Here is a 23,258-nt window from a genome sequence, read left to right as displayed (position 1 = left end):
AAAACGCGCGGAAAGGGGTTTTTGATTGGGGGTTTCTTGTTTCGCCTCAAGCGCCGGCTGGCGCATCCGCGCCCTTGGCTTTCGCGCCATAAGGCGCGGCGGGCAGTCGCCCTTGCGGCCCTTCGGGCCGAACCAGTGCTTTCATTCTGGCTATGGCCCTGCTTCGCTGGCACTATGCCCGCATGAACAAAGCCTTCCTCGCCGCTTCGGCAGCCCTCGCCCTCACTTTGCCAGCATCTGCGCAAGAGGCTGGCAAACCCGCCTACCCCGCCCCCTCCGAAATCGTCGCCGCCGCGCCCAAGAGCGACTGGGTGGCGATTCCGGCGGAGGATCTGCTGGTGATGACCCTCGCCCCCGACGCCGAGGGCAAGGCGCGGCAGGTGGTGATCCAGCTGATGCCCGCGCCCTTCAGCCAGGGCTGGGTGCACAACATTCGCCTGTTCGCGCGCTCCGGTTGGTATGACGGGATCTCGGTCAACCGGGTGCAGGACAATTACGTCACCCAGTGGGGCGATCCCAATTACGACAACCCCGAAGCGACGGGGGAGCCGAAGCCGCTGCCTGAGGGGCTGAAGGTGATGAAGGAAAAGGAGTATGTCGTCAGCGATATTGCAGCGTTACAGGACGGCTACCTTCCCGTGTTTCGCCGCCATGAGGCCGCCAACAAAAACAGCCGCGACGACGTTATCGCATTCCCAATTCACGACGCCTATCCCGGCACACCGTTTCACTTCAAGGGCTGGCCTTTGGTGCTGGGTTTCACCGGAAGGATAGCAGATCATGCCTATCCCACCCACTGCTACGGCATGGTCGGCGTGGGACGAAACTATTCGCCCGACACCGGATCAGGCGCGGAGCTTTATACCGTGATCGGCCATGCGCCGCGCCATCTTGACCGCAATATCGCGCTGGTGGGCCGGGTGATCGAGGGGATGGATCACCTCTCCTCGCTGCCGCGCGGCAAGGGGGCGCTGGGGTTCTACGCCGCCGATGAAGCGGACAAGCGCACCCCGATCCTGAGTGTGCGGGTGGCGAGCGATCTTCCGGCTTCCGAACAACCGCGCTTCGAATACCTCTCGACCGAAAGCGACACCTTCGCGACCTATGCAGAAGCCATCGCCAACCGCCGCGATCCCTTCTTCATCGTGCCTGCGGGCGGCGCGGATATCTGCAACATCCGCGTGCCGGTGCGAGCCGTATCCGGTGGATGAGACCGTTGCCGCCACCCTGCCGCTGACCCGCTGGCAGGGCGAGCGCGGAACCTATCATCTCCTGACCCTGTCAGGCGCCGAGGCCGAGAAAATCGCCACGCACGCTGCGATCAGCCGACTTGAATTCGGCCGTGCGCGCGGCTTCGGCTCGGTCAAGGTCATGGCCCGGATTGGCGAGACACGCTGGAAAACATCGGTATTCCCGCAAAAGCAATCGCGCGAATGGGTGCTGCTGGTGAGCCGGAAGGTGATGCAGGCCGAAGACCTGGCTGCGGGCGATCCGGTCGGTTTGCAGCTGGAACTGCTCTGAGGCGCTACTGCCGCTCCGCCTGCGCCACCGCGTCGCTCGCCCGCAGGGCCGAGAGGATGCGGTTGAGGTGCGCCACGTCCTGAACCTCTATCTCGATGTCATAGCTGGTGAAGGGATGATCAAGCTGGGTCTGCACCAGCGTCGTCACGTTGGCCTTGTTCTGCGCGAAGATGCCGGCCATCTCCGCCAGCGTGCCGGGCCGGTCGTAGAGCGTCACGGAAAGCTGGCCGACCGCGCCGACCGAGCGGTTGCCCCAGGCCAAGTCGATCCAGTCGCTGTCCACACCGCTCGCCAGTTCGAGGCAGTCGATCGCGTGGACCAGCACCGTCTCGCCCTTGCGGCGGATCCCGACGATGCGGTCGCCCGGCACCGGGTGGCAGCAGGTGGCAAGCTCGAAGGCGACGCCGGGGGTGAGCCCGCGGATCGAGATCGCGCGCTCGCGCCTCGTCCAGTGCTCGTCTTCCTCGATCCCCGCGGTGCAGCCGGGGACCAGCGCCTCCATCACCTCGCGATCGGAGATCTTGGCCGCGCCGATGGCGTACATCAGATCGTCCGGCTCATCCATGCCGAGCCGCTGGAGCGCGCCGCGGATCGCCTTCTTGCCGATCTTGGCGGGAACGCGCGCGGCGATCTCGTCGAACAGTTTCGAACCGATCGCGGCGACCTCGTCGCGTTCTTTCAACCGCACCGCACGGCGGATCGCGGCGCGCGCCTTGCCGGTGACGACGAAAGCCAGCCATGACAGCTGCGGCGCGGCGCCGGGGTTCTTGATGATCTCCACCACATCGCCGTTCGACAGCGGTGTGCGCAGCGGCATGTGCCGCCCGTTGATCTTCGCGCCGACGCAGGCGAGGCCCAGATCGGTGTGGACGGCAAAGGCAAAGTCCACCGCCGTCGCGCCCTTGGGAAGCTGGAACAGCGCGCCCTTGGGGGTGAAGGCAAAGATACGGTCTTGATAGATCGCCAGCCGCGTGTGTTCGAGCAGTTCCTCGGCATCGTGGCTTTGCTCGACGATCTCGATCAGGTCGCGCAGCCAGCCCACCTGCCCGTCGGCCTTGTCCGACTGCTTGTAGGCCCAGTGCGCGGCAAGGCCGAATTCGTTGCGGCGGTGCATCTCGCGGGTGCGGATCTGCACCTCGACCCGCATCGAGTTCTCGTACATCAAGGACGTGTGCAGGGACCGGTAGCCATTGGTCTTGGGCGTGGAGATATAGTCCTTGAAACGTCCGGGAAGGAATTGCCACGTGGTGTGCAGAATGCCCAGCGCGCGGTAGCAGTCCTCCTCGGTATCGGTCAGGACGCGGAAGGCCATGATGTCGGTCACCTGCTCGAAGCTGACATGGCGTTCGGCCATCTTGTGCCAGATCGAATAGGGATGCTTCTCGCGGCCCGAAACCTCGACCTTCAAGCCCGCCTCGGCAAGCCGCTGCTTGATCTTCAGGGCAATCGCATCGACCTGCCCGCCGTCCTTGCTGCGCAACTGCTCGAGCCGGTCGGTGATCGTGGCATAGCCTTCCGGCTCCAGTTCGCGGAAAGCGAGCGCCTGCATCTCGCGCATGTATTCATACATGCCCACCCGCTCTGCCAGAGGGGCGTAGATATCCATCGTCTCGCGCGCGATGCGCTGGCGCTTGGCCGGGTTCTTGATGAAGTGCAGCGTGCGCATGTTGTGCAGCCGGTCGGCCAGCTTGACCAGCAGCACGCGGATATCCTCGGACATCGCCAACAGGAACTTGCGCAGGTTCTCGGCCGCGCGCTCGTTCTCCGGCATGGTCTCGATCTTGGAGAGCTTGGTCACCCCGTCGACCAGCCGCGCGACCTCCGGGCCGAAATGGGCCTCGATATCGTCGATCGTGGCGAGGGTATCCTCCACCGTATCGTGGAGCAGCGCGGTGATGATGGTGGCCTGATCGAGTTTGAGATCGGTCATCAGCCCGGCGACTTCGACCGGGTGCGAGAAATAGGGATCGCCGCTGGCGCGCTTCTGGGTGCCGTGCTTCTGGACGGTATAGACATAGGCGCGGTTGAGCATCGCCTCGTCGGCGTTGGGATCGTAATCGAGGACCTTCTCGACGAGTTCGTACTGGCGCAGCATCACGGGTGAATATGTGCGCGGGGGCGCGGCGCGGCAAGGGCGATTGTTGCATGGGCGAAGGCGGGACACGACGGCGCGGACGAGGACCGAATCACCCCATTCGCCAGACAGCCCCGCACCGCGACGCGTTCACAAATATTCACTTCTGGTATTAAATGAAGATTCGCAGATATTGGAATTTTTGCAATATTCGGAACCGAAATGTCGCAAAGAGATTACGTTATTCCGAGATTTTCGCTCGCAGAATATTGTAACTATATTACGGATAATTATTGCACGTCCGCATAATTTTATTTCGATATTACGAATCCTGTTGACCCGGAAGAGCCTCTTGATAGCCTTCACTTGCAGCCGAAGTTGGCTGCGTTTCTAAAGGGTTGCACCTATGAGGCTTATGAAGACTTTCGCGCTCGGATTGGCGACGCTCGCTATAGCAATGCCCCCCATGGCCCACGCCAAGCCATCGGGAGAAAAAACCGGAGGGAGCTGGTCCAGCAGGGACTGCAACTCCACCGGCTGTTTCTACACCTATTGCAAGATCGATCACACCACTGATCCGACCAATGGCGGCGGGTATGGTTCGGCTGGCGGAACCTCTTGTTACACGATCTTTATCCCCATCTACGCCGAGGCTCTGGCGCCGGAATAAATCGCTGTCTGGCCCGGGAAGGTCCCCCTTTCCCGGGCCGGATCTGGCCATACCACTGTACGACTGACTGATCAGCTCCGCATCGCCCTTGGCGGTAGGCTCATCAGGATCGCGTCGATATTGCCGCCGGTCTTCAGGCCGAAGATCGTCCCGCGATGATAGACCAGATTGAATTCGGCATAGCGCCCACGCTATTCAAACATCCGCGCCTAGCCCGCGCTGTGGTCGTAATCGGGCATCTTTCCTGGAAGTTCGTACCGGCGCAGCATCGTGTGTGAATATGTGCGCGGTGGCGCGGCCAGCCTTGAGGCGCCTGGGCGGACGGTGTTGCAAACGCCCGCTTTCTCGCGCCAGCCTGTCCACTTCCTACAATCGCGGCGACCACCCCTGATTTATCCGTGCACCACGATGCTTGCATGCGAGTCATCGGGACGGCGAGGGAGGACACGGACCATGCGGATCGTTTTTTGCGGTTTGGCGGCAGGATTGCTTGGCCTTGCCCCGGTGCAGGAGGCCGCTGCGCAGTCGCTCGGCAACGTCATCAAGCGCGAAGCCGAACGCGAGACAAGACGGCAAGCCCAGCAGCGGACCCGCGAGGCGGTGCAATGCGTTACAGGGGCGCGCGACTGCATGCCGGATGATCCCGGCGCTGCTACGGGCAACGCCGCCCCGGCGGAAGGCAGCAATACGGGCTTCGCCGTTCCGGCAATCCCGGGTGCCAGCGAGACCGATCGCGAGGCCGGAACAATGGCAACCTATCGCCGCATTACCGGGTTCAAGCCCAAGCTTGTCAGCTATCAGGATCACACCGGCGTGCTGACCCGGACCCGCTACAAGCTGACGAGTGGCGAGACGCCCTCGGCGATGATTACGGCGTGGCGCGAACCCTTGCTGCGGCAAGGCTTCGAGATCGAATGGCAATGCTCGCGCAAGGCGCAATGCGGAAGTTCGGCCTATCACCAGCTTGGCGCAGGCTATGTGCCGGTAAACGGGATCAATCTGGGCATTGCCGGCGACGTCGAATATTTCACCGCCCGCCGCACCATCGAAGGCGAGCCGACGATCTATGTGGCGATCGCGCTGAACCGCACGGTCGCCTATGTCGACGTGATCGAAGTCGCGCCCTGACTTACGACCAGGTGGCGCCTCAACTCCACGTCGCGCGCGGCGGCAGGCTCATCAAAATCGCGTCGATATTGCCGCCGGTCTTCAGGCCGAAGATCGTGCCGCGGTCGTAGACCAGGTTGAATTCGGCGTAGCGGCCCCGGTATTCGAACATCCGCGCCTCGTCCTCGGGCGTGAAGCGGCTGTTCATCCGCTTGCGCACGATCGCCGGGAACACTTCGAGGAACTGTTTGCCGATATCCTGGATGAAGGCGAAGTTTCGCTCCCACGCGGCATCGTCGGCGCATTCCAGATGATCGCAGAAAATCCCCCCGACCCCTCGCCCGACCTGCCGGTGGGGGATGTAGAAATATTCCTCCGCCCACTTGCTGTAGCGTTCGAAATAGGTCGGGTTGTGCGGATCGCAGGCGGCCTGCATCGCGGCATGGAATTCTGCCGTGTCCTCTTCATAGGGGATCGGCGGATTGAGGTCCGCCCCGCCGCCGAACCACGCCTTGGTGGTGGTAAGGAACCGGGTGTTCATATGCACCGCGGGAACGTGCGGATTGGCCATGTGGGCGACCAGAGAAATGCCGGTGGCGGCAAAGCCGGGATTATCCGCGCTCGCGCCGTTGATGCTGCCTGCAAATTCCTTGGCGAAGCTGCCGCGCACGGTCGAGACATTGACTCCGACCTTCTCGAACACCTTGCCTTTCATCAACCCCTGCGTGCCGCCGCCGGGATCGGGATTGCCTTCCTCGTGGCGGTTCCAGGCGGTGTAGGTGAAGCTCGCATCCGACCCCGCCTCGCGCTCTATCGCCTCGAATTCGGCACAAATCTGGTCGCGCAAATCCTCAAACCACGCCCGCGCGCGTGCAGAATGATCAGTCCAGTCCGTCATACATCCCCATCCGTCATTTGCCCGCACCATAGGCAATGCGGCGCGGCGCACAAGTCTGCAAGCTGTGTTGCAAAGCCGAATGTTTGCAGGCACAGGCTGGACCATGGTTCGCGCTATGTTCACCCCCTTCCCCTTTGCCGGACACGAACTTGCGCTTGGCGCAGGTCGCGCGCTCTACTGGCCGGCTGAACGCGCGCTGCTGGTCGCCGACCTGCATCTGGAAAAGGCAAGCTGGTTCGCGGCGCGCGGCTCGATGCTTCCGCCCTATGACAGCCGCGACACGCTGGAACGGCTGGCGGACGCGGTGCGGCAGACGGGCGCGCGGCGGGTGATTACGCTGGGCGACAATTTCCATGATGATGCGGGCGCCTTGCGGCTCGACGCGCATTGCACCGGGATGCTGGAAGCGCTGACGCGCGCGCTCGACTGGGTGTGGATTACCGGCAATCACGACGAGGCGCTGCCCAAGGGCTTCGGCGGGACGATCGTGTCGGAACTCGAAGTCGGCGGCGTGATCCTGCGCCACGAAGCCCGCGCCGGAGAGACCGCGCCGGAGCTTTCGGGGCACTATCACCCCAAGCTGCGCGTCAATGTCAGGAACCGCCATATCGTCCGGCCATGTGCCGTGCTCGGCCGCTCTGCCGCAGGAGCCGAGCGCATGATCCTGCCCGCCTTCGGCACGCTGACGGGCGGGCTCGATGCAGGCCACCCCGAAATCCTCGGCGCGCTGCAACCCGCCAGAAGGATCGAGGCGCTTATGCCCGCAGCCGGGAAGATTGCCCGCTTTCCGCTGTGGCAGGCGGCGGCGCAAGACTCCACCTAGCGCTCGGCCGCATTTCGGACTAAGGAGCGCGCAGCAAGACGCTACAACAGGAGAACACCCCATATCACGTCCACCCCGGCGCTCGCTGGCCCCGCCCGTAAAAAGCGGCCCGCGCTTTGATAACATGATCAACGTTCCCAAGGTCCGCGTCATCGATGACGAAGGCGAAAACCTTGGCGTGATGTACACCCGAGAAGCGATCGAGCAGGCCAATGACAAGGGCCTGAATCTCGTTGAAGTGTCCCCCAACGCGGACCCGCCGGTGTGCAAGTTCCTCGATGTCGGCAAATATCGCTACGAGGCCCAGAAAAAGGCCAACGCGGCGCGCAAGACGCAGAAGACGCAGGACATCAAGGAAGTGAAGATGCGTCCGAACATCGACACGCATGATTATGACGTGAAGATGCGCAACGTGAACAAGTTCATCGAGCATGGCGACAAGGTGAAGATCACCTTGCGGTTCCGCGGGCGCGAGATGGCGCACCAGCACCTCGGCATGGACCTGCTCAAGCGGGTGCAGGACGACGTGGCCGAAATCGCCAAGGTCGAGGCTTTTCCCCGGCTCGAAGGCCGTCAGATGCTGATGGTGCTTGCGCCGAAGTAAGGCGCAGCCAAAAGCGGCAGCAAAGTGGGGCGGGCCTGACGGTTCGCCCCCTTCTGCTTGGGCCGCAGCCTCACCCGCGACTATCGCTTCTCTTGCCTCCCCTTTGCCTGCCTCCAGGCTGCCCTCACCCCCCTCTTGACCCCTGTTTGCCTGGCATCGCCCCGCGCTCGCGCGCCGTGCCGCGCCTGTTCCACGTGAAACACCGGGCCGATGCCGCAAGGCTTGCAGGCTCGCCCTTCGGACTGATAGTCCTGCCCGCGGGATCGCAAAGCCGGGGGATCAAGACCGCATGACAGCACGCCGGATCGGCCTCCTCGTCGGCCCGCTGGCCTTCGCGCTGACAGCGCTGCTGCCTCCGCCTGCCGGCATGCCACCCGGAGCCTGGCTGGTGGCGGGGCTGGTGATCTGGATGGCGGCATGGTGGATGACCGAGGCCGTGCCGATGGCGATCACGGCGCTGTTGCCCTTCCTCGTCATTCCCATGACCGGCATCGCCTCCGCCGAACAGACGGCCAATGACTACTTCTCGCCGATCCTCTTCCTGCTGCTGGGCGGTGCGTTCATCGCGCTGGCCATCGAGCGCACCGGACTGCATTGCCGCCTGAGCCTCGCGATCCTGCAAATCGTTGGTTCCAAAGGAGGTTCTGCGCGCCTGCTGCTGGCATTCATGATCGCCGCCGCGCTGCTTTCGATGCTGATCTCGAACACATCGACGACGCTTATCATGATGCCAATGGCGATTGCCGTGCTGGAAGGCGGCAGGCGCTCGGGCAACGGAGCGATAGGGCAGCAAGCCGCGCCCTCAAGCAGCGAAGCGGTAGGGCCGCAAGAAGGCATCTCCGGAGCACTGCCCATGGGGATCGCCTTTGCCGCCAGTATTGGCGGACTTGGAACCATCGTCGGCTCGCCCACCAATGCGATTGCCGTCGGGCTGCTCGACCAGATCGCCGGGGTGCGGATCAGTTTTGCCCAGTGGTCGCTCTACGGCGTGCCGGTGGTGCTCGCCGGGGTGCCACTCGCGGCATGGATCATTGCCCGGGTGCAGCGGGTGGCCGCCTACCCGTTCGATCTCGCCGCCGCCCGCGCCGCCATCGCCACCCGTGCCGAGTGGAGCACGCCCGAGCGGCGGCTCGTACCGCTGGTGGCGCTGACCTTTGCCGGTTGGGCGACCCAGCCACTTGTCGCTCCGTTATTGCCGCCGGGCGCGTGGACCGACGGCACTATCGCCTCCATCGGCGCCCTCGCATTATTCCTTGTTCCCGACGGGACAGGTCGCAGCCTGCTGGCCTGGGATGAGGCCAGGACTGCTCCCTGGAGCGTCATTTTCCTGTTCGGCGGAGGACTGGCGCTGGCAGGTGGGATGCAGGCATCGGGGCTGACCGACTGGCTCGGAGCGGCGCTGCTGCCTCTGGAAGCCTGGCCACTGCTGCTGGTTGCGCTGACGGTAACGGCGCTAGTGATCGTGGTTACCGAATTCGCAAGCAATGTCGCTACCGCCACGGGGATCATCCCGGTTGTTGCTGCGCTGGTGGTGGCGATCGGAGCCGATCCGGTCGTGCTCGCCCTGCCCGCCGCGCTGGCAGCGAGCTGGGGCTTCATGCTTCCCGCGGGCACCGGGCCCAACGCCATCGCCTGGAGCACGGGCCGTATCCGCATCGGGCGGATGGTGAAGGCAGGCGCGCTGCTCGATCTTGCAGGGGTATTCCTTATCGTCGGTGTGGTGTGGGGGATCGGGGCCTTGATCTGATGCCTACCACATCGTCCCGCGCCGTCCCTTGGCCGTGTGCAGGTCGCCTCCGGAGATACGATCCCAGAACCGGCCGCCCACGATCTGTTCCGCATCGTAGGTCTTGACCAGAAACGTATCGAGCGATGCCGTCTGCGGCGCGTTGGGTATCTCGAAGGTCCACAGGCGGTGGCGCCCGCGCTTGTTCTCGACCAGCACGCTCTTGATGAAGGCATGGGGGATGGGCACGCTAATCCCGAAATCCTCCTGCTCCTTGCCGATCCGCTCGACCTTTTCTCCGAAGTAGAACACCGGACAGGTCAGCACATAGGTCTCGAGCGTGCTCGGGCGCTTGTCCAGTTCGCGGATTTCATGCTCCAACTCGCTCCAGATGCCGCGATTGAACTGGGGGTGCTGCGGCGACATGTTGGACAGAAGGAAGGTCTCGGAATTCTGGATGTTCTGGAGATCCTGGTTGGCGCTGGCGACGAGATGTCCCCGGTCATAGCCGCTGCCCTTGTAGGCCTTGAGACCGGCGCGGAAGCGCTTGGGGATCCGGGTGTCCGCGCGAAAATTGTCGAGCCGCTCGACCGCGTCGAGATCATCGACCAGTTCGCGGTCGCGGTTGATGATTTCGAGCGTCCATTTAGCCTGCCGGAAATACCAGGAATAGCCGATGGTGAAGTGCCTACCGGTCAGGATCTGGTCGCACACCGGCGCACCGTAGCGCAGTTCGCGCTGCATCTGGAACGGATCATCGATCATCTGTATCTCCCCGGCCTGCGGATGGAGCCCTGCTCCTCCCTTAACATGTCGCCCGCACTTGCAGCAGGCCACAAGAGCACGCGCCTGCCAACCTGCCTTTTCCTGTAGATGCCAGCATCCCGCTTGCTTGAAAGCGTCATCAGCGCAGGATAATCGGGGGCCAGCACAGCGAGAGGCAGCGGAGAGGCGTTCCTGCGGAGGTTAGGAACGGGCGCCCTGCCCGCCGCCGAACGGCTCCCGCCTTCCTGGGAGCGTGAGCAAAGGAAGGATGCGCCGTCATGCCTGACGCCGTCGATGCAGTCGAAACCCCCACCCCCCGCCGCAAACCCAAGCCCGCGAAACGCGAAATCGGTGGCAGGCCGCTGAAACCCTCAACCCTGATGATGGGACACGGCTATGATCCGGCGCTGTCGGAAGGATCGCTGAAAGCGCCGATCTTCCTCACCAGCACCTTTGCATTCGAGAATGCCGCGGCCGGCAAACGCCATTTCGAGGGCATCACCGGCCTGCGCGAAGGGGGCGCGGAAGGCCTCGTCTATTCGCGCTTCAACGGCCCCAACCAGGAAATCCTGGAAGATCGTCTTGCGGTGTGGGACGGGGCCGAGGACGCGCTGACCTTTTCCAGCGGGATGACCGCAATCTGCATCCTGATGATGGCCTATGCGAGCCAGAACGATGTGATTGTCCATTCCGGCCCGCTCTATGCGGCCTCCGAAGGCTTCGTCGCCAAGGTCCTGAGCCGTTTTGGCGTGACCTATGTCGATTTCCCTGCCGGTGCGAGCCGCGCGGAGCTCGACGCGGTGCTGGCGAAGGCCAAGGCGCAGGCCGAGGCACAGGGCGGCAAGGTGGCGATGATCTATCTCGAAAGCCCCGCCAACCCGACCAACGCGCTGGTCGATGTCGAGGCGGTGCGCGATGCGCGCGATGCCGCGCTTGAAGGCACGCCGATCGCCATCGACAACACCTTCCTAGGCCCCCTGTGGTCGCGCCCGCTGGAGCACGGCGCGGACATTGTCGCCTATTCGCTGACCAAATATGTCGGCGGCCATTCCGATCTCGTCGCAGGCAGCATCACAGGGGCCAAGCGCTGGATGGACCCGGTGCGTGCGCTCAGGAACACGATGGGCGGGATTGTCGATCCCAATACCGCTTGGATGCTGTTGCGCTCGCTGGAGACGGTGGAGCTGCGGATGCAGCGCGCGGGCGAGAATGCCGCCAAGGTGTGCGCCTTCCTGCGCTCGCACCCCAAGGTCGAAGGGCTGGGCTATCTCGGCTTCATCGCCGATCCGCGCCAGCAGGACATCTATGATCGCCACTGCCTTGGCGCCGGATCAACCTTCTCGGTCTTCATCAAGGGCGGCGAGGCGGAGTGTTTCCGCTTTCTCGACAACCTCACCATCGCCAAGCTCGCGGTCAGCCTGGGCGGGACCGAGACGCTGGCAAGCCACCCCGCCTCGATGACCCACCTTTCCGTGCCGCAGGCGCGCAAGTACATGCTCGGCATAACCGACAATCTGGTGCGCATCAGCATCGGGATCGAGGATGCCGACGATCTGATCGCAGATTTCGCGCAGGCGCTGGAACATGTGTGAGTTTCCTCCCCTCGCCTGCTAGTCCATTAGCAGCGCAAGGGAGAAACAAGCATGACCGACAGCCGCAAACCCGTGTTCCTCGTGATCGGCGCGGGCGCCGGGATCGGGGGCAATGCTGCCTTGCGCTTTGCCGCCGGGGGCTATCACGCGGTAATGGCGCGCCGCTCGGACGAGGCGGGATTGCAGCGGCTGGTCGGCCAGGTCGAGGCGGCGGGCGGCTCGGCTTCGGGCACGCTGCTCAATGCCGCCGAGGACGGAGCGATCGAGGAACTGGTCGCCCGCACCGAGGCTGACATCGGCCCGGTCCATGCCGCGCTCTACAATCTCGGCGCGCAGATCGGGAACCGGGCGCTTGACCAGACCCCGCACCGGATTTTCGAACTCGGCTGGCGGCTGGCGACCTTCGGCGTGTTTCGCCTCGCCCACGCGCTGTTCCCGAACATGGTCGAGCGCGCGAAGACCGGCGCGCATGGCACGCTACTGGTAACCTCGGCCACCGCAGCAATGCGCGGCAATGCCGGTCAGCACAGCCACGCCGCAGCGATGGGCGGGCGGCGGATGCTCTGCCAGACCCTCAATGCCGAATTCGCGCCTCAGGGCGTCCACGTTGCGCATGTGGTGGTCGATGGCGCGGTCGATGCCCCCGATACGCTCGGCAAGCTGCTGGGCGACAAATACGAGGCCTTCAAGCAGAAGAAAGGCCGCGAGGGCATCATCGACCCGGCGGCGCTGGCCGAGACCTACTGGCACCTCGCTCACCAGCCGCGCAATTGCTGGACCCACGAGGTCGATGTGCGCCCATGGAGCGACGTCGCATGGTGGAACGACAATCCCGATCCGCAAATCGATGCGCGCGGAAAAGGTTTCGCCGGACCAAAGGATTAGACACGCGCACAAACTTGCTGCCATAGTCCCCGCGAAGCTTGATTGACGACCGGGGGATCATCGCATGGGTCTGGAATGTTGTGGGCATGATCATGCCGAGGGCTCGCCTGAGGCGGCATGGATCAACCCCTGCCTGTGCGGTTCTCCCAAGACGCAGGCCGCCTTCGCCCGGCTAGAGGCCGACATCTCGCGGCGCGAGGCGCTGGGCGGCAGCGCGGCGGTGCTGGGCATGTTCGCAGGCTTCGGCCTAGCTCCCAGCTTCGCCCGCGCGCAAACGCCGGGTCGGCCGACTGTGCTGACCAACCTCGCGTTCTTCGACGGCAATGCTGCGAAGATGCATACCGGTCGCGAAATCGTGGTCGAAGGCGGCAGGATCACGGCTATCGTCGGAGCAGGACAAGGACCGCAGGACGCGGTGCGGATCGATTGCGGCGGTCACAGCGTCACGCCGGGGCTGATAGACTGCCACTGGCACGCAACGCTGGTGAGCGTCAGCCAGATCGCCGCACTGACGCAGGATATCGCGCTTGTTCACCTCATTGCAGGGCAGGAAGCCGGCGCGACACTGATGCGCGGCTTCACCACCGTTCGCGATACCGGCGGGCCCGTTTTCGGGCTCAAGATGGCGGTGGATCGCAATATCCTTGCCGGTCCGCGCATCTTCCCGAGCGGGGCCATGATCTCGCAGACCTCGGGCCACGGCGATTTCCGCTTCCTCAACACCCTGCCCCGGATGGACAGCGATCCGGCAGATTACACCGAGCGCACCGGCGTCGCCGCGATTGCCGATGGCGAGGCCGAAGTGCTGCGCCGCACCCGCGAGCAGCTGATGAAAGGTGCGAGCCAGATCAAGATCATGGCGGGCGGCGGGGTGTCATCGCTTTACGATCCGCTCGATACCGCGCAATTTCTTGAAGAGGAGATGCGCGCCGCGGTGCGGGCGGCGGCGGACTGGGGCACCTATGTGTGCAGCCATGTCTATACCAGCGAAGGCATCCAGCGCGCGCTCAGGGCGGGCGTCCGGTCGATCGAGCACGGCCAGCTGGCCGATGACGCTACGATCCGCATGATGAAGGCCGAAGGCGCGTGGTGGTCGATCCAGCCCTTCCTTGCCGATGAGGACGCCAATCCCAAGACCGATCCGGTGCAGATCGCCAAGCAGGAGCAGGTCTCCATCGGCACGGTGCGCGCCTTCGAGAAGGGGCGCGCCGAGGGCGTGAAGATGGCCTTCGGTACCGACATCCTGATGAACCCCGGCGGTTCGCGCAGTCAGGGGCGCCAGCTGGCCAAGCTCACCCGCTTCATGTCGCCCTTCGACGCGCTGCGCATGGCGACCGGCGCTGCGGGCGAGTTGCTGGCCATGTCGGGCGAGCGCGCGCCCTATCCGGGCAAGCTTGGCGTGATCGCGCCGGGGGCGCTTGCCGATCTGCTGGTGTGGGACGGAGATCCGGCGAAAAGCCTTGATTTTATGGGTGATCCTGATGCGAACCTGAAGCTGGTGATGAAGGGCGGACGGGTTTTCAAGGAAGCGCTGTAGCCGTCCTCTAGCCCCGCCATTCGCGCCGTTCCTCTGCTGCGCGCAGGACCTCGTAACTTGTCTGGATCAGCTGGAACTGGCGCGCGGCCTCGGCATCGCCGGGCTTCACGTCGGGGTGCACTTCCTTGGCGCGGGCGCGGTAGGCCTTCTTCACCGTGTTGAAATCAGCATCGGCCTCAAGCCCCAGCACCTCGAGCGCCCGCATCTCGTCAGCCGAGCGCGAACCATCGCCCGAACCCGCCCAGCCGTAATGCGCGCTTTCGGCATAGCCGGCGCTTTCCTGACGTTCGGCGCGGGCACGTTCTTCCTTTTCGGCCTTCTCCAGCCCCTCGAAATAGTCCCACTTCGAATTGTATTCGGCAGCGTGCTTCTGGCAGAAATACCACCGGTCGCGGCTGTTCGGCGCCTTGGGTGCAGGGCAATCGCCGGGCTCGTCACAACCGTGGCGGTCACAGATGCGAACATTGGTCGCCTCCTGCGATGAGCCATAGGGCCGCCAGCGCGGAAAGCCCCAGTCCATCGAACGGCGCGCGCGGCTCATGGCTGGTGCCTGTGCTGGCGATAGGTCATGTCGTTGGTCGATTGGGTCACGCGGTCAATCTAGGCGAGGTGGTAGGCCAAGGGAAGGCGTGAGATACGGGAACCAGTTGCATTGTGAAATGTTGCAGTGCAAACGAAAGACCGAGACATGAGCCAGCAACTGACGATCTCCAGCCTGTTTTCCGTGCTAGCCCTGGCCGGGCTGTGCGTGGTTACGAGCGCACGGGATCTGTATGGTGCCGAGATCGTCGCATCGCCCTCCGGCTATGCGGTGCAGGCCGAGCTTGCGCCCGGCCTGCTGGGAAGCTGACAATCAGTTGATGATGACACTCGCGGCGCGGCGGTTCTGCGCCCAGGCGCTTTCGTTCGAGGCCAGCGCCACCGGGCGTTCCTTGCCATAACTCACCACCGAGATCCGGCCCGGATCGACGCCGAGACTGACCAGAAAATTCTTGGCGGCATTGGCACGACGCTCGCCCAGCGCGAGATTGTATTCGCGCGTCCCGCGCTCGTCGGCATGGCCTTCGATCGTGAAGGTGACCTGCGGATAGCGCGCGAAATACTGGGCCTGAGCCTGCAGCGCGGCCGCATCCTGGGAATCGACATTGTAGCGGTCGGTGTCGAAATAGATCGTGGTCGACGAACCGACGGCAGCTGCGAAATGGGCCTGCGTACCGACCTGCGGGCCGGTCGGCTGGACCTGCGGGGTCGGCTGTGCGGTGGGCTGCGTGGTTTCGGGCGGCGGCGGGGGAAGCTGCTCCGGGGCCTTCTTGGCGCAAGCGGCCAGAGTGGAGGCCGAGGCCAGCATCAGGATCGTGGCAATTTTCCTATTCATCGCTCTTTTCCTTTCGGGTGAAGTCTATCAGGCAAGCGTCGGGCCGTCACGGACGGATCGGACCCCAGGCGGGATCGGACGCATCGACCGGAGTCGGCAGCCGGCGTTCGTTCTGACCGGTCAGGTCGACCTGCCAGATACCCGAACGCCCGGTGTTCCTTTCGGTGCGGAAAAACTGGATGATGCGGCCATTGGGCGCCCAGGTGGGCGCCTCATCCTGCCATCCGCGGGTCAGCACCCGCATATTGCCGCCGCCGGTGTTCATCACCGCGATGTTGAAGTCGCCGGCGATGCGGGTGAAAGCGATCTGGTCGCCGCGCGGGCTCCATTCGGGCGTCGCGCAGCGGCCCCCGAAAAAGCTGATGCGCTTCTGGTTGGTGCCGTCGGCATCCATGACATAACACTGCTGGCTACCCGAACGGTCGCTCTCGAACACGATCTTGCGGCCGTCGGGCGAATAGGAGCCGCCCACATCGATGCCGGGATTGTTGGTGAGCCGCACACTCTGTCCGCCGGTCGCGGGGACGCGGTAGATATCGGTATTGCCCGCGACTGCCATCGAATAGAGGATGAACTTGCCATCCGGCGACCAGCGAGGAGCGATGGTCGGATTACGGTTCTCGGTCACCAGCGTCTGCTTGCCGGTGCCGATGTCATAGACATAGATCCGCGGATTGCCGTCGACATAGGAGAGATAGAGGATCTTCGAATAGTCGGGCGAATAGCGCGGCGTCAGGGCGGTGGCGCTGCCGAGCGTCAGAAAGCGATGGTTGGCACCGTCGGAATCCATGATCGCGAGGCGCTTTACACGGGCATTCTTCGGGCCGGTTTCGGCGATATAGGCGATGCGGCTGTCGAAGAACGGACTTTCACCGGTCAGGCGCGAGAAGATGAGATCGGAGCATTTGTGCGCCGCACGGCGCCAGTCGGCGGGGCCCACCACCCAGCCCTCGCGCACCAGCTCGTCCTGCAAGGCGACATCGTAGAGGTAGCAACCCACCACCAAACGCCCGTCATCGCGCGCGCGCACATATCCGTGCACCAGCATCTCCGCACCGCGCCCGCTCCACGTACCGAAGGACGGTGCTGTGATTTGCGGGAAGGCGGGCTGTGGCAGGCTGTCTGGACCGACCGGCTTGAACAGGCCGTTGTTGCGCAAGTTGGCAGTGATGACGCGCGCGATCTCGCGGCCCAATGCGCCGGTGCCATCGGCATTGGCGGCGGTGGCACGGTCGCGGTCGGTGGCGAAGGCGGGGATGGCGATGCCGATGTCCGACCAGGCGGATTCGTCTGTGACGGTGAAGGAAATGCCTTCCTCTGCCTGAGCCTGCGAAGCTTCGGTCGCGGTGGTTTCGACCTGCCCGTCCTCGCTGATCGGCGCCCCGAGATCCTGAGCCACGGCATAGGCGGGCAGCGAGGCGGTAATCATCAGGGCAGCGACTAGAGCGAATTTCATCGTGACGTGTTCCTATCAAATCGGGCGCCGCGAACGCTCTTCCATGCCTCGTAATACTCGGCCGGAAGATCGAAGGGCGTAGCAAGCTGCACCGCGCGGATGGCATTCTCCGCGTGGCGCGCGGCCTGTGCGCGGTTGGAGTCTGTGATGCCACTCTGACTGCGCACTCGCGGACGACCTTTGAGTGTGCCATCCGGGTTGAGATCAAAGTCGATCAATGTGACGAGCTCGTCAACATCGAGCCCCTGCGGCGCTGTCCAGTGAGGTTTGACCTGACGCGCCAAAGCCTGGCCGATCGAGGCCTTGGCGCTGGGTCCGATCTGCGAGGCGGGGATGCGGGTTTCGGTCGTGCTGGTGGAACTGCCCGCACCGGGCAGGAAATCATCCCCGATGCGGCTGCCGCCGCCCTTCTCCGCCGCCTTTGCAGGGGTCGGACTTGGCTTGCTCGTTGGCGCACGATCCGGGCGTGAACGCTCGCGGGTCGGGGCGGGCTGGCTGGTCGCGGTGCGGGTAGCCGGTTTCGGCGGCGCCGGCTGAGCACCCTCGGCTGGCGCGGTATCGGGCGCGGGCGCAGGCTCTTCGGACAGGGTCGGCGCGATAGCTGCGCGGCTTTCGGCGACCGGGTCGGGCGAGGCCGCCTCCAGCCCCACCTCGGTTGCCAGGCTCACCGTCATGCGTTCGGGGAACACCGAAACCTCGCTGCGCACCGTCTGCAACAGCAGCACCGCCACCAGCGCGCCGTGCAGCACGAGCGCGGCGGCAAGGCCGATTTTCTCCTCGTTGCGAAAGGCGACTGCTCCCATCATGCGCGGGTTATGGCGGCGTAACTGAACCGTCGGTGACCAGCGAGATCGAGGTGAAGCCCGCCCGCCCCAACTCGCCCATCACTCGCATCACCCGGCCATAGTCCAGGCTGCGATCCCCGCGCAGCACGATCAGCGGCGGCTGGCCACCGCGATCGAGCGCTTCGAGTGCTTCGGGCAGGCGCCCGGCTTCGACAGCCTCGTTCTCGATATAGATCACGCCGGCGCGGTCGATCGATATGGTCACCTGATCGGGCTGTTCCTCGACCGGCGCGGCGCGGCTTTCGGGCAGTTCCACCGGCACGCCGACCGCCGGTAGCGTCACCGTCACCATGAAGATGATCAGCAGCACCAGCATCACGTCCACGAGAGGGGTAACGTTGATTTCAGCCATGGCGGCGCGGCGCGAACGCTTGCCGCGGCGGGCGGAGGAAGAGGCGACACCCATCCCCATCAGAGACGGTCCAGCTCGCGGCTCAGCCCGGCGTGGACCTTGTCGGCAAAGCGTTGCAGCTTGGCCTCGTACACATTCACCGCGCCTGAGAAGCGGTTATAGGCGATGACCGCCGGGATCGCGGCGAACAGGCCGATGGCGGTGGCAAACAGCGCCTCGGCAATGCCGGGGGCGACCACCGCGAGGCTTGCGCTCTGCTGCGCGCCGATCTGGAAGAAGCTGTTCATGATCCCCCAGACCGTGCCGAACAGGCCGACAAAGGGCGCCACCGAACCGACCGTGGCGAGGAAATTCAGCCGTCCGGCAAGTTCATCCGCTTCCTCGGCGACCTGGCTTTCCATCGCCGCACCGATACGTTGGCGGGTAGCATCGCGGTCAACCGGCTGCTTCGCCGTGGATTTCTTCCATTCGTCCAGTCCCGCACCAACGACACGCGCTGCGGGGATTTCCTTGCGCTGCTCCTTGCCGACCAGTGCCTGCGTGTCGCGCTCCCCCCAGAAATCGTTCTCGTAATCGCGCGAGGCCTTGTCGAGCTTGCCGATCCGCAGGGAGAAAGAAACGATGATCATCCACACCCAGATACTCGCGAGAATAAGGCCTACCATTACCGCCTGAACGATGATGTCGGCCTGCAGGAAGAGATCGACCGGATCGAGCCGGGTCGGTGCAGGAGCGGCAGCGCTGAGCAGGGCAAGCGTCACGGGTTCAATTGTCCTCGTTCATGAAAGTCTGGAAGGCGGCGCGCCATTCGGCAGGCTGGCGCCGCGGACGGCCGTCAAGCGTGATGAAGCCGACGCGCAAATGCGCTTCGCAAAGCATTTCGTCTCCCCGCCGGGCGATCTGGTGCATCCGGCATGATGCAGCGCCGAGTTCGGTGCAGCGGGTTTCGATCACCACATCATCGTCGAGCCTGGCCGGAAGCAGATACTTGAGATTGACCTCCGAAAGGGCATAGGCGCCCTCCCCGCTCTCGATCGCCGCGCGCTGGTCGATACCAAGCAGGCGCAAGAGGTCGCTCCGGGCACGTTCGAACCAGCGCAGGTAATTGGCATGATACGTAATCCCCGACAGATCGGTGTCCTCGTAATAGACGCGCACGGCATAAAGATGCCGCGCTCCATCGATCACGCCGTCTGGGGAATTGGGAGAGGTCATCACCCGCCACCTAGCCTAGCAGGGAATCGCTGCAAAGGCGCGTTTCGCAATTTCTCGATGAACGGCTGCGGAAATGGGGGCTAACCCCCCCGGGATTACCGGCGCATGATCATCGGCCCCAATGGCTGGCCACCGAAGATATGCACGTGGAGATGCGGCACTTCCTGCCCGCCGTGCGCGCCGATATTGGCGAGCAGGCGGTATCCCGGCTCGACCAGGCCTTTCATCCGCGCCACTGCGCCCACAGCGCGCACGAAACCGCCGATTTCGGCGTCGGAAGCCTTCTCGGAAAAATCGTCCCAGCTGACGTAGCGTCCCTTGGGTATTACCAGCGTATGGACCTGGGCCTGCGGGTTGATGTCCTCGAATGCGAAGGCCCAGTCATCCTCGTAGACCTTGTTGCACGGGATCTCACCGCGCAGGATCTTCGCGAAGATGTTGTCATCGTCGTACGGCTGGGTCGGGTCGATCGGCATCATTCGCTCCGGCTGGCTTTTTCGGCAATTCCCGAGGTGCCCTCGCGCCGGTCGAGTTCGGCAAGCACCTGTTCGAGGCGCACCCCCTTTTCGGCGAGCAGCACCATAAGGTGGAACAACACGTCCGCCGCTTCGCCCACCAGTTCGGCCTCGTCGCCGGCGAGCGCGGCGATCACTGCCTCGGTCGCTTCCTCGCCCAGTTTCTGGGCGATTTTCTTGAGCCCCTTGGCATGAAGCTTTGCCACGTAGCTTTCATCCGGCGAGGCGGTGAGGCGCTGGGCGATAGTCGCTTCGAGGCGGGTCAGGGTGTCCATGCGGGCCTTTTCGGTCAAACCCCGCGCGCGGGCAAGCCCGCTGCTCTAAGCGCCGCGTGGGCCTCGGCGATGGTGTGGGTGCCGAAGTGGAAGATCGAGGCGGCGAGCACCGCGCTGGCGTGGCCTTTGGTCACGCCTTCGACAAGGTGCTCAAGGCTCCCCACCCCACCGCTGGCAATCACCGGCACGCTGACGGAGTCGGCGATTTCGCGGGTGAGATCGAGGTCATAGCCGGCTCTCGTGCCGTCCCCGTCCATCGAGGTGACGAGCAATTCGCCCGCGCCGAGGTCAGCCACTTTGCGCGCATATTCCACGGCGTCGATGCCCGTCGGCTTGCGCCCGCCATGGGTGAAGATTTCCCAGTTCCCGCGCGGGGTGCGGCGCGCATCGACACTGGCGACGACGCACTGGCTGCCGAAGCGTGTCGCAATCTCGCCCACCAGTTCGGGCCGGGCGACAGCGGCGGAGTTCACCGCGACCTTGTCCGCCCCTGCCAGCAACAACGCGCGCGCATCCGCGGCCGAGCGCACCCCGCCGCCGACAGTCAGCGGCATGAAGCACACCTCCGCCGTGCGCCGCACCATGTCGAGCAGCGTCCCGCGTCCTTCGTGGCTGGCGGAAATGTCGAGAAAGCACAGCTCGTCCGCGCCCGCCGCATCGTAGGCGCGCGCCTGCTCCACGGGATCGCCCGCGTCCTTGAGGTCAACAAAGTTCACGCCCTTGACCACGCGGCCATCGGCGACATCGAGGCAGGGTATGACGCGGATGCGGACGGTCATCCGACACGCGCCCCCATCGCAATCGCCGCCGCCAGATCGAGCCGACCTTCATACAGCGCCCGCCCCGTGATCACCCCCTCGATCCCCTCGTGCGCGTGGAGCGCGAGGATGTGGATGTCATCAAGCCCCTTCACCCCGCCGCTGGCGATCACCGGAATGTCTACCCGGCGGGCGAGATCCACCGTGGCGTCGATGTTGACGCCCTTGAGCAACCCATCGCGCCCGATATCGGTGAACAGCAGGCTGGCGACGCCCGCATCCTCGAAGCGGCGGGCGAGGTCGGTGACGGGAACGTCGGAAACTTCCGCCCAGCCCTCGGTCGCCACCATGCCATCACGCGCGTCCACGGCGACGACAATGCCGCCCTCCCACTCGCGGGCCATGTCCTTGACGAAATCGGGGTTCTTGAGCGCGGCCGAACCCATCACCACCCGCGCCACGCCGAGGTTGAACCAGTCCTCCACGGCCTTCGCATCGCGGATGCCGCCCCCCAGCTGCACATAGCCGGGGAAGGCTTTGACGATCGCTTCCACCGCCGCGCGGTTGCGGCTTTCGCCCGCGAAGCTGCCGTCGAGATCGACGACATGGAGGTGCTCCGCGCCGGCTTGCGCAAAGATCATCGCCTGCGCCGCCGGATCATCGCCGTAGATCGTGGCGCGCTCCATGTCCCCTTCGGCAAGGCGCACGACCTGGCCGCCTTTGAGATCGATCGCGGGGAATACAATCACGGATACCACTCCAGAAAGCGCCGGAGGGTCGCAAGGCCATAGGCCTGGCTCTTCTCCGGATGAAACTGCACGCCGAGCACATTGCCCTTCGCCACCGCTGCCACGAGCCCCTCGCCGTGATCGGTCATCGCGGCGACATCGTGCCAGTCGCGGGCGGCGAAGTGATAGGAGTGGAGGAAATAAGCCTCGCCCTCCTCGATTACGGGATGGTCCTTGGCATGGGGCAGCACCGCCACATCGTTCCAGCCCATGTGAGGCACCTTGATGGCAAGGTCTGTCGGTTCGATCAGCCGCACCTCGCCCGGCACCCAGCCGAGGCCTGGCGTGACGCCATGTTCGAGGCCCCTATCAGCCAGCAATTGCATCCCAACGCAAATGCCGAGGAACGGCGCCCCGCCCACGTGGACGCGCTCGGTCATTGCCTCGATCATGTGGGGAATGGCGTTCAGCCCTTGCGCGCAGGCCTTGAAGCTGCCGACACCGGGAAGCACGATCCGGTCGGCCGCGCGCACCACGTAGGGGTCTGCGGTGACGGTGACTTCTGCCCCGGCGGCCTTCAGCGCATTGTGAACCGAATGCAGATTGCCCGCGCCGTAATCGATCAGCGCGATCACCTCAGCCATTGAACGCCTCGAGACCGGGGAAGGCCATGCGCGGGATCCATTCGGTAATGGTCAGATCGGCAAGCGCGTGGAGTATGAAGGGATCACTCGCGAGCAGCGCCTCGGCCTCGTCGCGGCTCGGTGCCTTAACGAAGATCAACCCGCCGTCACGTGGTTCGCGCGGACCCCAGGCGATGAAATGTCCCGCTTCGTGTCCGGCCTTCAGCCACGCCAGATGATCGGCCAGCACCGCATCTACCCTTCCGATCGGTACGATGTAGGTCAGCGAGGCTATGAAGATGCTAGCCACCGAGCTGCCCCTTGGTCGAGGGAATCGCCCCGCCCTTGCGCGGATCGCGCTCCACCGCCTGTCGCATCGCGCGGGCAAAGCCCTTGTAAAGGCTTTCGCAAATGTGGTGGTTGTTGGTGCCGTAGAGCAGTTCCATGTGCAGCGTGATGCCCGCCGCCTGGGCAACCGAATGGAACCAGTGCTCGATCAGCTCCGTATCCCACTCGCCCAGGCGTTCCTGTGTGAATTTGGCATTCCACACGAGATAGGGCCGACCGGAAATATCCAGCGCTACCCGGCTAAGCGTCTCGTCCATCGGCGAATAGGCCGCGCCGTAGCGCCCGATCCCTGCCTTGTCGCCCAGCGCCTGCGCAATCGCCTGACCTAGCGCAATCGCCGAATCCTCCGTGGTGTGGTGCTGATCGACATGCAGATCGCCCTCTACCTTCATGGTCACATCGATCAGCGAATGGCGGCTGAACTGTTCGACCATGTGATCGAGAAAGCCGATGCCGGTCGACACGTCATAGGAGCCGGTGCCGTCGAGATCGACATGGATCGCAATGCGCGTTTCGGTGGTGTTGCGCGCGATTGATCCGGTGCGTGATGGGATGCTGGCCATGAG

General features: G+C 64.3%; 28 protein-coding genes and 1 pseudogene. 11 read left to right on the top strand and 18 right to left on the bottom strand.

Translation table 11 applies throughout. From position 1 onward, the window contains the following. The first annotated feature begins 182 nt into the window (after positions 1-182). Positions 183-1,211, top strand: a complete 1,029-nt coding sequence (locus I603_RS02515) for a peptidylprolyl isomerase (RefSeq protein ID WP_068862515.1) — start codon at positions 183-185, stop codon at positions 1,209-1,211. Continuing rightward, a complete protein-coding gene (locus I603_RS02510) occupies positions 1,204-1,521 on the top strand; it encodes a DUF1905 domain-containing protein (protein ID WP_068862217.1) in 318 nt (105 codons plus the stop codon). The genes I603_RS02515 and I603_RS02510 overlap by 8 nt, the downstream gene beginning before the upstream one ends. Before the next feature lie 4 nt (positions 1,522-1,525). Here I603_RS02510 and I603_RS02505 read toward each other — a convergent pair whose 3' ends face one another. Next, positions 1,526-3,616 carry a RelA/SpoT family protein gene (locus I603_RS02505; RefSeq protein ID WP_068862216.1) on the bottom strand — a complete coding sequence of 697 codons (2,091 nt, stop codon included), beginning with the start codon at positions 3,614-3,616 and terminating at the stop codon, positions 1,526-1,528. Between the two features lie 385 nt (positions 3,617-4,001). Between I603_RS02505 and I603_RS02500 the strand changes: the two genes are divergently transcribed. Beyond that, the gene (locus I603_RS02500; protein WP_068862215.1) at positions 4,002-4,265 is read left to right on the top strand and encodes a hypothetical protein; all 264 of its coding nucleotides are present in this window, start codon (positions 4,002-4,004) and stop codon (positions 4,263-4,265) included. 71 nt (positions 4,266-4,336) lie between these two features. Here I603_RS02500 and I603_RS14215 read toward each other — a convergent pair. Further along, a pseudogene (locus I603_RS14215) lies at positions 4,337-4,456 on the bottom strand (coproporphyrinogen III oxidase); the annotation flags it as partial. Positions 4,457-4,718: 262 nt separating this feature from the next. Between I603_RS14215 and I603_RS02495 the strand changes: the two are divergent. Beyond that, positions 4,719-5,393 (top strand): hypothetical protein, encoded by a 675-nt coding sequence (locus tag I603_RS02495; protein WP_068862214.1) that lies wholly within the window; start codon positions 4,719-4,721, stop codon positions 5,391-5,393. A 19-nt stretch (positions 5,394-5,412) separates the two neighbouring features. On the opposite strand, the gene hemF is transcribed toward I603_RS02495, so the two are convergent. Next, on the bottom strand, positions 5,413-6,270 hold the full coding sequence (hemF, locus tag I603_RS02490; protein WP_068862213.1) for an oxygen-dependent coproporphyrinogen oxidase: 858 nt from the start codon (positions 6,268-6,270) through the stop codon (positions 5,413-5,415). 115 nt (positions 6,271-6,385) lie between these two features. Here hemF and pdeM point away from each other — a divergent pair, with 115 nt between their 5' ends. The 3 genes from pdeM (at position 6,386) to I603_RS02475 (ending at position 9,444) form a co-directional block, all read left to right on the top strand. Continuing rightward, complete coding sequence (pdeM, locus tag I603_RS02485; protein ID WP_068862514.1) at positions 6,386-7,093, top strand: ligase-associated DNA damage response endonuclease PdeM; 708 nt, start codon at positions 6,386-6,388, stop codon at positions 7,091-7,093. Between the two features lie 124 nt (positions 7,094-7,217). After that, complete coding sequence (gene infC, locus I603_RS02480) at positions 7,218-7,697, top strand: translation initiation factor IF-3 (protein ID WP_068862212.1); 480 nt, start codon at positions 7,218-7,220, stop codon at positions 7,695-7,697. A gap of 289 nt (positions 7,698-7,986) precedes the next feature. After that, positions 7,987-9,444 (top strand): SLC13 family permease, encoded by a 1,458-nt coding sequence (locus tag I603_RS02475; RefSeq protein WP_068862211.1) that lies wholly within the window; start codon positions 7,987-7,989, stop codon positions 9,442-9,444. A 3-nt stretch (positions 9,445-9,447) separates the two neighbouring features. On the opposite strand, the gene I603_RS02470 is transcribed toward I603_RS02475, so the two are convergent. Beyond that, complete coding sequence (locus I603_RS02470) at positions 9,448-10,188, bottom strand: DNA/RNA non-specific endonuclease (RefSeq protein ID WP_232305220.1); 741 nt, start codon at positions 10,186-10,188, stop codon at positions 9,448-9,450. A gap of 278 nt (positions 10,189-10,466) precedes the next feature. Here I603_RS02470 and I603_RS02465 point away from each other — a divergent pair, with 278 nt between their 5' ends. The 3 genes from I603_RS02465 to I603_RS02455 all read left to right on the top strand — a co-directional run bounded on the left by I603_RS02465 (position 10,467) and on the right by I603_RS02455 (position 14,202). Next, complete coding sequence (locus I603_RS02465; protein WP_068862210.1) at positions 10,467-11,780, top strand: cystathionine gamma-synthase family protein; 1,314 nt, start codon at positions 10,467-10,469, stop codon at positions 11,778-11,780. Between the two features lie 51 nt (positions 11,781-11,831). Then, entirely contained in the window at positions 11,832-12,665 is an 834-nt protein-coding gene (locus I603_RS02460) for an SDR family NAD(P)-dependent oxidoreductase (protein WP_068862209.1), read from the top strand. Positions 12,666-12,729: 64 nt separating this feature from the next. Continuing rightward, the gene (locus I603_RS02455) at positions 12,730-14,202 is read left to right on the top strand and encodes a metal-dependent hydrolase family protein (protein WP_068862208.1); all 1,473 of its coding nucleotides are present in this window, start codon (positions 12,730-12,732) and stop codon (positions 14,200-14,202) included. 7 nt (positions 14,203-14,209) lie between these two features. On the opposite strand, the gene I603_RS02450 is transcribed toward I603_RS02455, so the two are convergent. Next, a complete protein-coding gene (locus I603_RS02450; RefSeq protein ID WP_068862207.1) occupies positions 14,210-14,743 on the bottom strand; it encodes a J domain-containing protein in 534 nt (177 codons plus the stop codon). 147 nt (positions 14,744-14,890) lie between these two features. Here I603_RS02450 and I603_RS14410 point away from each other — a divergent pair, with 147 nt between their 5' ends. Beyond that, complete coding sequence (locus I603_RS14410) at positions 14,891-15,052, top strand: hypothetical protein (RefSeq protein ID WP_157090849.1); 162 nt, start codon at positions 14,891-14,893, stop codon at positions 15,050-15,052. Positions 15,053-15,055: 3 nt separating this feature from the next. On the opposite strand, the gene pal is transcribed toward I603_RS14410, so the two are convergent. From pal to hisB, 13 genes are all read right to left on the bottom strand, one after another. Beyond that, entirely contained in the window at positions 15,056-15,577 is a 522-nt protein-coding gene (gene pal / locus I603_RS02445) for a peptidoglycan-associated lipoprotein Pal (RefSeq protein ID WP_198157206.1), read from the bottom strand. Positions 15,578-15,623: 46 nt separating this feature from the next. Continuing rightward, on the bottom strand, positions 15,624-17,033 hold the full coding sequence (gene tolB, locus I603_RS02440; protein ID WP_068862206.1) for a Tol-Pal system beta propeller repeat protein TolB: 1,410 nt from the start codon (positions 17,031-17,033) through the stop codon (positions 15,624-15,626). After that, positions 17,030-17,839, bottom strand: a complete 810-nt coding sequence (locus I603_RS02435) for an energy transducer TonB (RefSeq protein WP_324613983.1) — start codon at positions 17,837-17,839, stop codon at positions 17,030-17,032. The genes tolB and I603_RS02435 overlap by 4 nt, the downstream gene beginning before the upstream one ends. Positions 17,840-17,846: 7 nt before the next feature. Continuing rightward, on the bottom strand, positions 17,847-18,290 hold the full coding sequence (locus tag I603_RS02430) for an ExbD/TolR family protein (RefSeq protein WP_068862205.1): 444 nt from the start codon (positions 18,288-18,290) through the stop codon (positions 17,847-17,849). Further along, positions 18,290-18,991, bottom strand: coding sequence for a protein TolQ (tolQ, locus tag I603_RS02425; RefSeq protein ID WP_068862204.1), 702 nt, complete (start codon positions 18,989-18,991; stop codon positions 18,290-18,292). The genes I603_RS02430 and tolQ overlap by 1 nt, the downstream gene beginning before the upstream one ends. 4 nt (positions 18,992-18,995) lie before the next feature. After that, on the bottom strand, positions 18,996-19,445 hold the full coding sequence (locus I603_RS02420) for a YbgC/FadM family acyl-CoA thioesterase (RefSeq protein WP_068862203.1): 450 nt from the start codon (positions 19,443-19,445) through the stop codon (positions 18,996-18,998). 95 nt (positions 19,446-19,540) lie between these two features. Beyond that, the gene (locus I603_RS02415) at positions 19,541-19,921 is read right to left on the bottom strand and encodes a histidine triad nucleotide-binding protein (RefSeq protein WP_068862509.1); all 381 of its coding nucleotides are present in this window, start codon (positions 19,919-19,921) and stop codon (positions 19,541-19,543) included. Further along, complete coding sequence (locus I603_RS02410; protein ID WP_068862510.1) at positions 19,921-20,235, bottom strand: phosphoribosyl-ATP diphosphatase; 315 nt, start codon at positions 20,233-20,235, stop codon at positions 19,921-19,923. Before I603_RS02410 ends, I603_RS02415 begins: the two co-directional genes overlap by 1 nt. Before the next feature lie 14 nt (positions 20,236-20,249). Beyond that, positions 20,250-21,014, bottom strand: a complete 765-nt coding sequence (gene hisF / locus I603_RS02405) for an imidazole glycerol phosphate synthase subunit HisF (protein ID WP_068862202.1) — start codon at positions 21,012-21,014, stop codon at positions 20,250-20,252. Then, on the bottom strand, positions 21,011-21,742 hold the full coding sequence (hisA, locus tag I603_RS02400; RefSeq protein WP_068862201.1) for a 1-(5-phosphoribosyl)-5-[(5-phosphoribosylamino)methylideneamino]imidazole-4-carboxamide isomerase: 732 nt from the start codon (positions 21,740-21,742) through the stop codon (positions 21,011-21,013). The genes hisF and hisA overlap by 4 nt, the downstream gene beginning before the upstream one ends. Next, entirely contained in the window at positions 21,739-22,365 is a 627-nt protein-coding gene (hisH, locus tag I603_RS02395) for an imidazole glycerol phosphate synthase subunit HisH (protein ID WP_068862200.1), read from the bottom strand. The genes hisA and hisH overlap by 4 nt, the downstream gene beginning before the upstream one ends. Beyond that, positions 22,358-22,654 (bottom strand): YciI family protein, encoded by a 297-nt coding sequence (locus I603_RS02390; protein ID WP_198157205.1) that lies wholly within the window; start codon positions 22,652-22,654, stop codon positions 22,358-22,360. The genes hisH and I603_RS02390 overlap by 8 nt, the downstream gene beginning before the upstream one ends. Further along, on the bottom strand, positions 22,647-23,255 hold the full coding sequence (gene hisB / locus I603_RS02385) for an imidazoleglycerol-phosphate dehydratase HisB (RefSeq protein ID WP_068862507.1): 609 nt from the start codon (positions 23,253-23,255) through the stop codon (positions 22,647-22,649). Before hisB ends, I603_RS02390 begins: the two co-directional genes overlap by 8 nt. Positions 23,256-23,258 lie beyond the last annotated feature (3 nt).

The sequence above is a fragment of the Erythrobacter dokdonensis DSW-74 genome (assembly GCF_001677335.1).
Taxonomy (GTDB): domain Bacteria; phylum Pseudomonadota; class Alphaproteobacteria; order Sphingomonadales; family Sphingomonadaceae; genus Erythrobacter; species Erythrobacter dokdonensis.
The sequence above is the reverse complement of the archived record's forward strand: the minus strand, read 5'-3'. Positions and strand labels throughout refer to the sequence as shown.